Source organism: Bradyrhizobium yuanmingense (assembly GCF_029167105.1).
Lineage (GTDB): Bacteria > Pseudomonadota > Alphaproteobacteria > Rhizobiales > Xanthobacteraceae > Bradyrhizobium > Bradyrhizobium yuanmingense_A.
In genome coordinates this window covers 1-12,986 of the sequence record NZ_JARFML010000031.1, presented here as the reverse complement: position 1 = coordinate 12,986, position 12,986 = coordinate 1, and the positions used below count along the sequence as shown (strand labels likewise).

Annotated in this window: 10 protein-coding genes, 1 tRNA gene and 1 pseudogene; 8 read left to right on the top strand and 4 right to left on the bottom strand. The window is 63.6% G+C overall.

The window, feature by feature from the left end:
- Positions 1-47: 47 nt before the first annotated feature.
- The 5 genes and pseudogenes from P0R31_RS41130 to P0R31_RS30795 form a co-directional block, all read left to right on the top strand.
- Positions 48-1,082 (top strand): annotated as a pseudogene (locus P0R31_RS41130) (GAF domain-containing protein); the annotation flags it as partial.
- A gap of 45 nt (positions 1,083-1,127) precedes the next feature.
- The gene (locus tag P0R31_RS30810) at positions 1,128-4,160 is read left to right on the top strand and encodes a GAF domain-containing protein (protein WP_430516878.1); all 3,033 of its coding nucleotides are present in this window, start codon (positions 1,128-1,130) and stop codon (positions 4,158-4,160) included.
- Positions 4,157-4,546 (top strand): response regulator, encoded by a 390-nt coding sequence (locus tag P0R31_RS30805; protein ID WP_275518281.1) that lies wholly within the window; start codon positions 4,157-4,159, stop codon positions 4,544-4,546. Before P0R31_RS30810 ends, P0R31_RS30805 begins: the two co-directional genes overlap by 4 nt.
- A gap of 120 nt (positions 4,547-4,666) precedes the next feature.
- Entirely contained in the window at positions 4,667-5,506 is an 840-nt protein-coding gene (locus P0R31_RS30800; RefSeq protein ID WP_275518279.1) for a universal stress protein, read from the top strand.
- A gap of 69 nt (positions 5,507-5,575) precedes the next feature.
- Positions 5,576-6,118 (top strand): 2'-5' RNA ligase family protein, encoded by a 543-nt coding sequence (locus P0R31_RS30795; protein WP_275518276.1) that lies wholly within the window; start codon positions 5,576-5,578, stop codon positions 6,116-6,118.
- Positions 6,119-6,407: 289 nt separating this feature from the next.
- Here the strand turns inward: P0R31_RS30795 and P0R31_RS30790 are convergent.
- From P0R31_RS30790 to P0R31_RS30780, 3 genes are all read right to left on the bottom strand, one after another.
- Positions 6,408-6,482, bottom strand: a tRNA-Val gene (locus P0R31_RS30790).
- A 160-nt stretch (positions 6,483-6,642) separates the two neighbouring features.
- Positions 6,643-7,941, bottom strand: a complete 1,299-nt coding sequence (locus P0R31_RS30785) for a hypothetical protein (protein WP_275518275.1) — start codon at positions 7,939-7,941, stop codon at positions 6,643-6,645.
- A gap of 120 nt (positions 7,942-8,061) precedes the next feature.
- Positions 8,062-8,667, bottom strand: a complete 606-nt coding sequence (locus P0R31_RS30780; RefSeq protein WP_275518273.1) for a DUF1134 domain-containing protein — start codon at positions 8,665-8,667, stop codon at positions 8,062-8,064.
- A 139-nt stretch (positions 8,668-8,806) separates the two neighbouring features.
- Between P0R31_RS30780 and P0R31_RS30775 the strand changes: the two genes are divergently transcribed.
- Complete coding sequence (locus P0R31_RS30775) at positions 8,807-9,292, top strand: YHS domain-containing (seleno)protein (RefSeq protein WP_275518272.1); 486 nt, start codon at positions 8,807-8,809, stop codon at positions 9,290-9,292.
- A 9-nt stretch (positions 9,293-9,301) separates the two neighbouring features.
- Here P0R31_RS30775 and P0R31_RS30770 read toward each other — a convergent pair whose 3' ends face one another.
- Positions 9,302-10,132 (bottom strand): 3'(2'),5'-bisphosphate nucleotidase CysQ family protein, encoded by an 831-nt coding sequence (locus P0R31_RS30770; protein ID WP_275518270.1) that lies wholly within the window; start codon positions 10,130-10,132, stop codon positions 9,302-9,304.
- A 198-nt stretch (positions 10,133-10,330) separates the two neighbouring features.
- Between P0R31_RS30770 and chpT the strand changes: the two genes are divergently transcribed.
- Both chpT and P0R31_RS30760 read left to right on the top strand, forming a co-directional pair.
- The gene (gene chpT / locus P0R31_RS30765) at positions 10,331-10,984 is read left to right on the top strand and encodes a histidine phosphotransferase ChpT (RefSeq protein WP_275518269.1); all 654 of its coding nucleotides are present in this window, start codon (positions 10,331-10,333) and stop codon (positions 10,982-10,984) included.
- A 198-nt stretch (positions 10,985-11,182) separates the two neighbouring features.
- The coding region (locus P0R31_RS30760) for a chemotaxis protein CheA (protein ID WP_275518267.1) at positions 11,183-12,986 on the top strand (1,804 nt) is incomplete at its 3' end.

The following is a 12,986-nucleotide window of genomic DNA, read 5'->3' as shown; positions in this document are numbered from 1 at the left end:
AGATTTTGACGTCGGCCGCGAACCGGCTGGCGACATGGATTTTCATCATGGCCGCGCTTCCTCAGGACGTTGTGGCGGACTTGCAGCAGGAGAACGCGCGGCTCCTGGCCGAATTGCGCGCCGCACAAGATCGCGAGACCGCCACCGCGGACATTCTCAAGATCATCGCCAGTTCGCCATCGGAGGTGAAACCGGTCTTCGATGCGATCGCGAGGCGCGCAAATGCCTTGCTCGGCGGCTTTTCGACGACCGTATTCCGCTTCATCGACGGCAATGCCCACTTGGCGGCGTTCACGCCGACGAATTCTGCCGCCGATGAAGCTTTGAAGGAGATGTTTCCGCGTCCGATCGCCGATTTCGAGAGTATGGCGAGGACACAGGCCGGCAAAGTGGTGCCGACCCCCGATACTGAAGCGCTGACGAACGACATCAAATTCATCGCGCGTGCCCGCGGCTTTCGCAGCATGTTGTTCGTTCCGCTCGCGACCGGCGGCACGGTGATCGGCATGATCAGCGTCACGCGGGCCGAGCCGGGGGCCTTCGCTCCGCATCATGTGCAACTTCTGCAGACCTTCGCCGACCAGGCCGTCATCGCCATAGAGAACGCGCGGCTGTTCGACGAGGTGCAGGCGCGTACCGACGACCTGCGGGAATCGCTGCAGCAGCAGACCGCGACCGCCGATGTGTTGAAAGTCATCAGCCGCTCCGCGTTCGATCTGCAAACGGTTCTCGATACGCTGACGGAATCGGCGGCGTCGCTGTGTGGGGCCGACATGGCGGCAATCCTCCGGCAGGACGCCGATGGTTCCTTCTATCATGCAACTCGGTACAATTTCTCGCCCGAGTGGGCCAAGGTCTCGGCGGGCGTTCGGCTCAATGCGGGACGCGGCAGCCTGGTCGGGCGCGTCCTGCTGTGCAGCAAGGCTGTTCAGATTCCGGATGTCCTGGTCGATCCCGACTATGCCTATCCCGAGCAACAGAGGGCCGGAGGTTACCGCACCCTTCTGGGCGTACCCCTGCTTCGGTCCGGAGAAGTGATCGGCGTGCTATTCCTGGGCCGCAAGACCGCGAACTCGTTCACGGACAAGCAGATCGACCTGGTCTCCACTTTCGCTGATCAGGCCGTGATCGCGATCGAAAATGTGCGGCTGTTCGATGAGGTCCAGGCCAAGACGCGCGATCTCGCCGAATCGCTCCAGCAGCAGACCGCGACGGCCGATGTGCTGAAGGTGATCAGCCGCTCGACCTTCGATCTGCAAACCGTGCTCAACACGCTGGTCGATTCGGCGGCACGGCTGTGCGAGGCGGAGATGGCCTTCATCATGCGCCGCGAGGGCGATGAATATCAGGCCGGAGCGGCGGTCGGATTTTCCGAGGAATACACCGAGTTCCTGCAGGATCACCCAATTACGCCCGGCCGGAGCACGGTTACAGGTCGGGCCGTGCTCGAGCGCCGTCCAGTGCAGATCCTTGACGTCGCTGCCGATCCCGAATACGGGCTGCGCGAGTCGACTGCCATGGCCGGTCAGCGCACGGCGCTCGGTGTTCCTCTCATGCGCGAAAATGAGCCGATCGGCGCGATCGTGATTGCTCGCAAGCGCGTGCAGCCTTTCACGGAAAAGCAGATCGAGCTCGCAGCCACATTTGCCGATCAGGCCGTGATCGCCATCGAGAATGCGCGGTTGCTCAAGGAGTTGCGCGAACGCACTGAGGATCTCAGCGAATCGCTGCGCCAGCAGACCGCAACGGCCGACGTGCTCAAGGTGATCAGCCGTTCAGCGTTCGACCTGCCCAATGTTCTCGAGACGCTCGTCAGCTCGGCCGCACGGCTCTGCGGCGACCCTAGAGCCGCGATCTATCTCATTCGCGATGGGCTGCTGCACCTGGAAGCCTCCCATAACAACCCACCGGAATGGGTCGCGCTACGCAAGAGCCAGCCGCTTGCGCCGAGCCGCGACACGCCGAGCGGCCGGGCAGCGCTCACCGGCCGGGTCGATCATGTCGCCGATCTCATGAAAGACCCCGACTTCTCGCGGCATGACCTCGCGAGGATCGGCGGCTATCGAGCGACCCTCAACGTACCTCTCGTCCGGGAGGGCGTTGCGATCGGGGTGCTCAGTTTGGCTCGGCCGGCACCGGGCCCGTTCAGCCACCGACAGATCGAGATCGTACAGACCTTCGCCGATCAGGCTGTTATCGCCATCGAGAATGTCCGGCTCTTCGAACAATTGCAGACCAGGACGCGCGATCTATCCGAGGCGCTGACCTACCAGACCGGCAGCGCCAATATCTTGAGGGTGATCGCTTCCTCTCCGACCGAAGTCGGTCCGGTGCTCAAGGCGATCGTGGAAAGCGCATGCGGGCTTTGCGAGGCATATGATGCGCTGGTCGTTCTGAGGGATGGCGACGATATCGTCATCGAGGCGCACCATGGACAAGTTCCCGTGGTGTGGAGCCGGCGGGCGATCAGTGTCAAATCGCCCACCGGCCGGGCGATTGTCGATCGTCGCACCGTTCAAGTGCACGACTTGCTTGGGCCCGATGGAGAGGAATACCCGATAGGACGCGAATATGCGGCTCGCTCCAACGTTCGGACTGTTTTGAGTGTGCCGCTGTTGCGCGAAGGCGAGAGCATGGGGGCGATCGTGCTGCGTCGTATGGAGGTGCGCCCATTCGACGACAAGCAGATCACCTTGCTGCAGACCTTTGCCGATCAGGCCGTTATCGCCCTCGGCAATGTGCGTCTGTTCGAGCAATTGAATGAATCGCTGGAGCGGCAGACGGCAACGTCGGAGGTGCTGGAAATCATAAGCGCTTCCTCGGGCGCACTCGGTCCGGTCTTCCACAAGATGCTGGAGAATGCGACGCGAATTTGCGGCGCCGGCTTTGGCACCATGAATCTCTACGAGGAGGGCGGCTTTCGCACGGTCGCATTGCACAACGCGCCGCAAGCTTACGTCGATACCCGGCTGTACCAGAACATTCGCCCACATCCCGCGAGCGGGCTCGGCACCGTCGAGAAGACTCATCAGACGGTTCATATAGACGACATCAGGACGCAGCCGCCCTATATCGAAGGCAACCCCAATGTTCGCGCACTCGCCGACCTTGCCGGCGCAAGGACCCTCGTCATCGTGCCCATGCTCAAGGAAGATGAGCTGATTGGCACCATCACGATCTTCCGCCAGGAAGTGAAACCGTTCACAGACAAGCAGATCGAGCTCGTGTCCAACTTCGCACACCAGGGCGTGATCGCGATCGAGAATGCACGCCTGCTGAATGAACTGCGCGAGCGCACCATGGAATTGTCACAATCGCTCGAGGAATTGCGAAACGCGCAGGATCGGCTGATCCAGACCGAGAAACTTGCCTCGCTCGGGCAACTCACCGCCGGCATTGCGCACGAGATCAAGAACCCGCTCAATTTCGTCAACAATTTTGCTGCGCTGTCCTCCGAACTGACCGACGAGCTCGGCGACGCGCTGCGCTCAGCCGGCCTGGGCGAGACGGAAAGGCAGGACATCGACGCGTTGATCCACATGCTGCAAGGTAACCTGGAAAAGATTGTGCAGCACGGAACGCGCGCCGATTCCATCGTCAAGAATATGCTTCTGCACTCCCGTGAAGGATCCGGCGAACGCCGCGCGGCGGACATCAACGCCATCCTCGAAGAAAGCCTCAACCTGGCCTATCACGGAGCCCGCGCTGAAAGAGCCGGCTTCAACATCACGCTTGAAAGAAAGCTCGATCCGTCTGCGGGAGCGCTCGAGCTGTATCCGCAGGAAATCACGCGGGTGTTCCTCAATCTGGTGTCAAACGGTTTCTACGCGGCCAGCAAGCAAAGGGACGCCGCCGGCGACGGCTTCGAGCCAATGCTGCGCGCGACGACCACAGACCTCGGCGGCGCCGTCGAAATCCGCATTCGCGACAATGGCACCGGCATCCCGGCCGACGTCAGGGAGAAGATATTCAATCCATTCTTCACGACCAAGCCCGCCGGCGAAGGAACTGGCCTTGGGCTTTCGATCTGCCACGACATCATCGTGAAGCAGCACGGCGGCAGCATCGAGGTCGAGACCGAGCCGGGCGAATATACCGAGTTCATCATTACGCTGCCGCGTACGCGGGCGGCACCGTTGCAGAGCGGAGGCAGAAGTTGAGCGTCTATATCATGGTGGTCGACGACGAGCCCGATGTCGAGGCGCTGTTCCGTCAGCAGTTTCGACGCGATCTGCGCGCCGGTCGTTTTCTGATGGAATTTGTATCCTCGGCGCCCCTGGCATTGCAGCGCGCGGCCGTGATTGGGGATGCCACCCTGATTCTGATCCTGTCCGACATCAACATGCCTGGAATGAGCGGACTGGAGATGCTGCCGATCGTGCGCTCGGCCCGCCCCGATGTGCCTGTAATCATGATCACGGCCTACGGTGATGCCGAGACCAAGCGCAAGGCGCTGGAGAAGGGCGCCGCCGATCTGTTGACCAAGCCAATCGACTTCGCGGCGCTGCGCCAGGAGATCGATATGAGGCTTGAGCAGGCCGCATGATGACAACTATTGCCGCTGGCAAACGGGAACGGCTCGCAAGGTAAAGCTATCGGAGGCACTACCCCAATTTGAAGTCAGGCTTCCTCCGTCAATGTTCGTCAAAAAAATCGGAGATTCAAAATGAAGACGCTCCTGGTCCCGCTTCAGAATATTCCGATGATGACATCCACGCTCGCTGTGGCCGTAGGTCTAGCGCGACGCTCCGGCGCCTATATCGAAGGCTTTCCACTCCGCTTCGGCATCCCTCAATATGCGGCTGCCGAATTGGCCACCGGCATTCTCCTGGATACGTATCAAGTGAAGAGCGAAGCCGAACTGAACGACATGCGCAACTTTTTCGAAGCATTCATGCTTAAGCACGATGTTCCTCGAGCCACCGCGGGATCGAGCCCGCCATGCTTCGGCTGGCTGGAGAACGCGCCTGAGGGCGAAGACTTTGTCGGAAGTCATGGACGCGCCTTCGATCTGATCGTGATGGCGCGGTCTGACATTGATGCGGTGGGCCCCCACCGCCGCGCGATTGAGTCCGCGCTGTTTGAGAGCGGCAGGCCCGTTCTGCTGGCGCCGTCGAATGCACCAAGAAGCGTCGCAACAAACATCATGATCCACTGGAACGGGAGTACCGAGCAAGCTCGGGCAAACGCGTTTGCCATGCCGTTGCTTCGTCTGGCCGAAAGGGTATCGGTCCTAACCGTTGTCGGCGGCCAGGCGGTGCCGGGACCGTCTGCCGGTCAGATCGCTCGGCAACTCCAATACAATGGCATTGCGGCCAGCTTGATCAGCGTTGAGCTGGACGGGCGCGAAACCGGTGAGGCGGTCCTCGATGCCGCCAGGGCACACGGTTGCGATCTATTGGTCAAGGGAGCCTTCACCCGCACGCGGCTACGGCAGATGATATTCGGTGGGCCGACCAGCTATATCCTGGAGCACGCGGATATCGCCGTTCTTATGGCTCACTAGCGCACAAAAAGCCTGGTTTTGTCGCCATTGGTGCGGCAAAAATCGGTTGGTTCACTGAGCGACCAGCGCATGGCTTTGGCGATCAACATTCGGTCCGACGATTCCTCGACAAAGCAGATCGAAGCCTTGTGGGATGAAGTAGCAGCGTTTGAGAGCCAGCCTTCGATGCGGGCTCTCGGCTATCGGCCGCATTTTACATTCGCCATCTACGATACGCCCGAGATTACCGCCAAGACCGCGTGGGAGGCCATGCTCCGCGCAGTTGGAGACGAAGGGCAATTGCTGATCGCGTTCAAGCGAATTCGTTGGTTTGCAGGTCCGCCGCTAGTGCTCTGGGCGGAGCCGGAATTCGACGAAACGCTCCTCAGTTGGCACGCTTCCATCAGCGCTGCAATCGATCCCGCCTTGTGTCGGCTGCACTATCGGCCCGAAAACTGGCGACCGCATTGCACGCTCGGCACACAAATCGCCGAGGCAAAGCGCGATGACGCGATCGCTTTCGCGCAGTCATTCAGCGGCAGCATCAGCGTGCTGTTCGACATCGTGGATTGCGTCTCTTTTCCGCCCGTGCGGGTGCTTGCAGAACAGGGATTGCCGCTTCGGGCTCCGTGAGCCGAAGTCCCGCTCATCGATGCCTGGCCGCTCCAACTGCGACGATCATCTGTGCGCCCCTTTCGATCATGCCATCATGCCCCTGTTTTGCCCGACGAAGCAAGAAAAATTCGGAAAAATCGTAACCCCTTGATCCCGCTGGTGCCGTCTACTGTGCATGGGGTTGTTTTCGAATTTTTGACAGGGCGGAAGCAAGACTCGCAGTCTGGCTACGCTCTTCGAGCTACGCCGGACACGCTTCGCTAACTATTGGGCGTGGCTGAGCCACGCGAAGCCTTTTGGCGAAGCGTGGTGGGCGCACAAGGGATCGAACCTTGGACCTCTCCCGTGTGAAGGGAACGCTCTCCCGCTGAGCTATGCGCCCGGGACCATCATGCAGGCGGCCGCAACCTTAGGCCGGCCGGCACATCGGAGCCCGCGATTTAGAAGTGCCGGCCCAAGGTGTCAAGTTTTGAGGGCGTCGCCGAGGCGGAAAACCTTCGCCAGGTCGCGCCACCCGCGGCGGAAGCCGGATTTCGGCCGGTTTACGCGCCCTGCTGACGGGCGCGGGAGGCGTGGGCCTGGAGCGCGCGGATGCGCTCGGCGAGCGTTCCGCCGCCTTCGGGCAGGCGGGGCGCCGGGGTGCCGTTGGTTGCGGCGTCGTTGGCCGGGCGCGGTGCCGGCTTCGGCGGCTGGCCGGCCTCGGCCGCGAGCAGGGCCTCGATCGGCGAATTCGGGCCTTCGAGCTGCATCGCGAGTTTTGCCACCTCGGCCGCGATGTCGTTGATGCGCTCGCGCAGCAGCGCGTTCTCCATGCGCTCGGTCGCCCAGGAGCTCTCGGCCTGCTGCTGGATCGCGTTGACGTCGCGCTGCAGTTTCGCGCGCTCGTCGCGCGCGCTGCGCAGCTGCTCCTCCAGCGCGGCCTTTTCCGCGCGCAGCTGCTCCATCGCAGCCGACGACTTGCCACCGCTGAGGCCCGCGATCTCGACGCGCAGCTCCTTGATGGTGCGCTCGTTGGCCTCGTTGGCCTGGCGCAGCTGGTTGTTCTCGTAGTCGCGCTCTGCGAGCAGCTTGCCCTGCGTGGCGAGGCGTGCTTCCAGATCGGCGACGCGGCCCGACAGCATCTCGGCCTCCTTGACCTGCACGATGAGCTGGCGGTCGAGCTCGGTGACGCGCTGGCTCAGATTCTCGACGCGGCCGCGCGCCTCGCCGAGCTCGCGCGAGGCGGTCTCGGATTCGGTGCGCTCCTGTGCGAGGCGCGCTTGCGTGGCGGCAAATTCCTTCTCGGCATCGCCGACGCGGTGCTTCAATTCCTCGATCTGCGCGCGCACCGCGACCAGCTCGACCTGGCGGCTCTCCGCCATCATCGAGCGGTCGGACAGTTCGGAGTTGATCTTGGCGAGCTCGGCCTGCTTGTCCGTCAACGCGATCTCGGCTTCGCGCAAGGACGCCGTCTTGGCGGCGAATTCCTCCTCGGTGGCGCGGAGCTGCTCCTTCACCGCCTTCTCGCGCGCCTCCAGCGCGAAGATGGTGGCGTTCTTCTCGCCGAGCTCGATCTTCATGCGGTTGATGGCGTCGCTCTTCTTGCCGAGCTCGGCGAGCTGGCTCGTGGTCTTGTTCTTGAGCTGCTCGACGCTCATCTCGAGCCGCCGGGCGGACATGGCGAATTCGGCCCGGAGCTGGTCCTTGTCGGCCTGGATCTCGGCCATGGATAGCGGGGTGGCGGCCTCGAGCCGGCGCGTGGTCAGGCGCACCGCGCGGTTATGCACCAGCGGCACGATCGCGAGCCCGCACAACATGGAGAGCAGGAAACCGATCGCCAGGTACATGATCGGTTCGACCATGGGCCAGAACTCCCAAGCTTAAGGAAAAATTCACCAACGACAATGCCATGGCGGGCCGGCAGAAAGCCAGCCCCGCTCTGTCGTTAACCTTGATCGGTGGGCAGTGGGGAGGACGCGGGCCTAGAACGGGTTCCAGGTCGCCCGCGGGGTGTATTTGAGATAGCCGATATTGGCGCCGAGGCGCAGACCGAGCCCGGAGCGGATCGGCACCAGCACGATGTTGTTGGCGGTGAGCGCCGTCATGCCGAAGCCGCCGATGATGTAGGCCGAGCCGTCGATGCCGGCGAAGCGCTGGTAGATCGCGTTGGTGGCCGGCAGGTTGTAGACCAGAGTCATGGTGCGGGCGCCGTCGCCGCCCCAGTCGAAGCCGAGCGAGGGGCCCTGCCAATAGACGCGCAGGTCGCCGGCATTCTTGGTGTAGAGCGTGCCTTCGCCGTAGCGCAGCCCGGCGACGAAGGCGCCGGAGCCTTCCTCACCCAGGATGTAGCCGTTCGGCAGGCCCCATTGGCTGACCGCCTTCTCGATGATCGAGGCGAGCCCGCGCGAGACGTTGCCGAAGAAGCGATGGCCGGCGGTGACCAGCTCGTCCGGCCCATAGGTATTGGGCGTCGGGGACCGCTGCGGCGGCGGCAGGTCAGGCGGCGGCGCCTGCTGCGCGGAGGCCGGCACGATCCAGCCGATCATCCCGGCAAGCGCGAGCGCAGCAAGGCGTGATGCGAAAGTCATAAAAGAACCCCTGGTACCGAATCCGGTCGCTTCCTTAACCTGACGCCAACAGGCACGGCTCTAGGTTGCGCCGGATGTCCCCTCGACTCGGATGTTATCCGCAGCAACTATGACGGCACAACGGCAGGAAGATAGCCCTTTGCGCCCCGGAATTGCCTTGATCGCCCGCCGCCTCTGCCTGCTGGCGGGCATTTGCATCCTCAGTGCGGGCGGGCCGGCAGCGGCCACCACCACCGAGCGGATCGTCGTCAACCGCTTCACCGGAGTCGCCATCGAGGGCTTCGACCCCGTCGCCTATTTCGTCGCCGGCGCGGCCGTGCAGGGGACGGCGGAGTTCGAGGCGAACCTCTGGGGGGCCGTCTGGCGCTTCCGGAACGAGGGCAACCGCGCCTCTTTCCAGGCCCATCCCGAAATCTACGGACCGCAATTCGGCGGTTATGATCCGGTCGATATCGCCCGCGGCATCACCGTCGCCGCCAACCCGCGTTTCTTCGCGATCGTGGCGCAGCGGCTCTATTTGTTCAGCCGGGAAGACAATCGCGACGCCTTCGTCGCCGATCCCGAGCGCTTCCTCTATGAGGTGGGCAAGCGCTGGCCGGCCCTGCAGGAGAAGCTCGGGCAGTAGCGAGCCCGGTCAGTAGCAGCCTACCGCCTGCTTGTCGCCCCAGGCGATGAATTCCGGGATGATGAAGCCGGTGTCGCCGCGCTGGCCGAATCGGATCTCGCCGCCGTTGCCGTCGGTGACTTTGCCCCCGGCCGCGGTCACGACCGCGCAGCCGGCCCCGACGTCCCATTCCGAGGTCGGCCCGAAACGGGGATAGATGTCGGCGCTGCCTTCCGCGATCCGGCCGAATTTCACGGCCGAGCCGCACGTCATCCTGACGGCATTGGGCCTGTCGGCGATGAACGCCTCGCTTCTGGCATCGCCGTGCGAACGGCTCACTGCGGCGATCCAGGGCTCCCCGCGCGTTGGCAGCTTGCGGGTGCGGATCGGCTCGGCGGCGGCGATCGTCGCGCCGTTGAACCTCACGCGCTCGGCGCCGCGGCCGACGATGCCGCGCCAGAGCAGGCCGAGCGCAGGCGCGCTGACGATGCCGAGCAGCGGCACGCCGTCCGTCACCAAGGCGAGGTTGACGGTGAACTCGTCGCGGCCGGCGACGAACTCCTTGGTGCCGTCGAGCGGATCGATCAGGAAGAAGCTGCCCTGGAACGGCGGGGAGGCGAGCTGGGTCCGCTCCTCCGACAGCGTCGGAACGTCGCCCGCGAGCTGCGCGAGTCCGTCCGCGATGATGCGGTCGGCGGCAAGGTCGGCCTCGGTCACCGGCGAGCCATCCTGCTTGCCGTCGATCCGCATGCCAGCGCGGTTGACGGCGAGGATCGCCTCGCCCGCCTTCACCACCAGCGCAGTCAGCGGCTCCATCAGGCCGGCAGCGGCCGCTCCGTCAATGATCCGCTTCACCTGCATGCCTCATCTGTCGGCAATTTCGTTCCTCGTCCACTGATTCGCCCCGATCGATTCGCCTTGGCTTATGGCCGCCTCGAACCGATCGCAAGCTAGCTGCCGCGGGGTTGCGAATGTTAGAACCCGCAGCATCCGTCAAGCATGCGTGATTCGCGGCGTCCAGCGCCGTGCAATTCCAGGAACCCTCCAGGACCCCATTTTATGTCTGACGCCTCGTCGCCCGCGACCACTGCCGCTCCCGATATGCTCGAACTCGCCGCGCTGCTGTGCTCGCGGGTCTGCCACGATCTCATCAGCCCCGTCGGCGCCATCGTCAACGGACTCGAAGTGCTCGATGACGATCCCAAGCCCGAGGACCGCGAGTTCGCGATCGACCTGATTCGCAAGAGCGCCAAGACGGCCTCAGCCCGGCTCCAGTTCTGCCGCCTTGCCTTCGGCGCGGCCGGCTCCTCCGGCGCGCAGATCGATCTCGGCGATGCCCAGACCATGGCGAAGGGCCATATCGAGGACGGCAAGTGCTCGATCACCTGGAATCTGCCGCGGCTGCTGCTGCCGAAGAACCGCGTCAAGCTGCTGCTCAACATGCTGGTCGTCGCCCAGCACACGATCCCGCGCGGCGGCATGCTGACGGTCGATCCGGTCGGCGAGGGCGAGACGATGAGCTTTCGCATCACCGCGACCGGACACAATGCACGCCTGCCGCAGAACATCTCCGAGCTCCTGAGCGGCGAACGCGGGCCTGCTGCGGATGCGCATGCGATCCAGCCTTATTATACGCGGCTGCTCGCGCAGGCCTGCGGGCTCACCGTGACGCTCAAGCCGGAAGGCGAAGCCATCATCGTTACCGCTTCGTAAACGCGAAGCCTCGCTCGCGACGCGTTAATGCAATCTTTACGAGGCGCTTCGGCTTGTCCGGAGCGCCTTATCTCTTTGTTGGTTCCGTTCTTTTGCACATACTCAACCAATATTAAACGCTTTGCGGTGAAGCTGGCCCCATTCCGAAATGGCGCATCACGCCTCGTGCGCGCCCTTCCTGTATGAAGGCCTGTTTTCATGGATGATCTGTTGCGGGAGTTTCTGACGGAGACCAGCGAGAGCCTGGACACCGTGGACAATCAGCTGGTGAAGTTCGAGCAGGAGCCGAACAACGCCAAGATCCTGGATAACATCTTCCGCCTGGTCCACACCATCAAGGGCACCTGCGGCTTCCTCGGCCTGCCGCGGCTGGAAGCGCTGGCGCATGCCGGCGAGACCCTGATGGGCAAATTCCGTGACGGCATGCCTGTGACGGCCGAGGCGGTGACGGTGATCCTGTCCTCGATCGACCGCATCAAGGAGATTTTGGCTGGCTTGGAGGCGACCGAGGCCGAGCCGGAGGGGAACGACCGCGATCTCATCGACAAGCTGGAAGCGATGGTCGAGCAGGGCATGGCGGCAATGGCTGCCGGTGCAACTGCGCCTGCTCCCGTCGCTGACGCCCCGCCGCTGGTGCCGGAAGCTCCGGCTGCCGCCCCCGCCAAGGAGATGACCATGGGCACGCTGGTCGATCAGACCCTGGAGCGTCCGCTGCGTCCGGGCGAGGTCTCGCTCGACGAGCTCGAGCGTGCCTTCCGCGAGACCGCGATCGAAGCGCCGGTGCCCGTTGCTCAGGCTGAGGCAAAGGCCGAGCCCGCGGCTGAAGCGCCCGTGGCGAAGGAAGCCGCAAAGCCTAAGGAGAAGGCCGCGCCGAAGAAGTCGATGGCCGACGAGATGGCGGGCGAGGGCGACCGCATCGCCAACCAGTCGATCCGCGTCAACGTGGATACGCTGGAGCACCTGATGACCATGGTCTCCGAGCTGGTCCTGACCCGCAACCAGCTCCTGGAGATCTCCCGCCGCAACGAGGACACCGAGTTCAAGGTGCCCTTGCAGCGTCTCTCCAACGTCACCGCCGAGCTGCAGGAAGGCGTCATGAAGACGCGCATGCAGCCGATCGGCAATGCCTGGCAGAAGCTGCCCCGCATCGTCCGCGATCTCTCATCCGAACTCGGCAAGCAGATCGAGCTCGAGATGCACGGCGCCGACACCGAGCTCGACCGCCAGGTGCTCGATCTGATCAAGGACCCGCTCACCCACATGGTGCGCAACTCCGCCGATCACGGCCTGGAGACCCCCGCCGAGCGCCTCGCCAGCGGCAAGAGCGAGCAGGGCACCATTCGCCTGTCCGCCTATCACGAGGGCGGCCACATCATCATCTGCATCGCCGACAACGGCCGCGGCCTCAACACCGAGAAGATCAAGGCCAAGGCGCTCTCGTCCGGTCTCGTCACCGAGGCTGAACTGGAGAAGATGAGCGAAGCCCAGATCCACAAGTTCATCTTCGCGCCGGGCTTCTCCACTGCCGCTGCCATCACCTCGGTCTCGGGCCGCGGCGTCGGCATGGACGTGGTCCGCACCAATATCGACCAGATCGGCGGCACCATCGACATCAAGAGTGTCGCCGGCGAAGGAAGCTCCGTCACCATCAAGATCCCGCTGACGCTCGCCATCGTCTCGGCGCTGATCGTCGAAGCCGCCGGCGACCGCTTTGCGATCCCGCAGCTCTCGGTGGTGGAATTGGTCCGGGCCCGCGCCAATAGCGAGCACCGCATCGAGCGCATCAAGGACACCGCCGTGCTGCGCCTGCGCAACAAGCTGCTGCCGCTGATCCATCTGAAGAAGCTGCTGAAGATCGACGACGGCGCGGCCTCCGATCCCGAGAACGGCTTCATCGTGGTGACGCAAGTCGGCAGCCAGACCTTCGGCATCGTCGTCGACGGCGTGTTCCACACCGAAGAAATCGTGGTCAAGCCGATGTCGACGAAGCTGCGTCACATCG

What these genes read in the sequence shown, in the direction of transcription:
- P0R31_RS30785 (WP_275518275.1), bottom strand. Translation starts at nt 7,941, where the DNA reads ATGGTCGAACCGATCATGTACCTGGCGATCGGTTTCCTGCTCTCCATG.
- chpT (WP_275518269.1), top strand. Translation starts at nt 10,331, where the DNA reads ATGTCTGACGCCTCGTCGCCCGCGACCACTGCCGCTCCCGATATGCTC.
- P0R31_RS30795 (WP_275518276.1), top strand. Translation starts at nt 5,576, where the DNA reads ATGGCTTTGGCGATCAACATTCGGTCCGACGATTCCTCGACAAAGCAG.
- P0R31_RS30770 (WP_275518270.1), bottom strand. Translation starts at nt 10,132, where the DNA reads ATGCAGGTGAAGCGGATCATTGACGGAGCGGCCGCTGCCGGCCTGATG.
- P0R31_RS30780 (WP_275518273.1), bottom strand. Translation starts at nt 8,667, where the DNA reads ATGACTTTCGCATCACGCCTTGCTGCGCTCGCGCTTGCCGGGATGATC.
- P0R31_RS30800 (WP_275518279.1), top strand. Translation starts at nt 4,667, where the DNA reads ATGAAGACGCTCCTGGTCCCGCTTCAGAATATTCCGATGATGACATCC.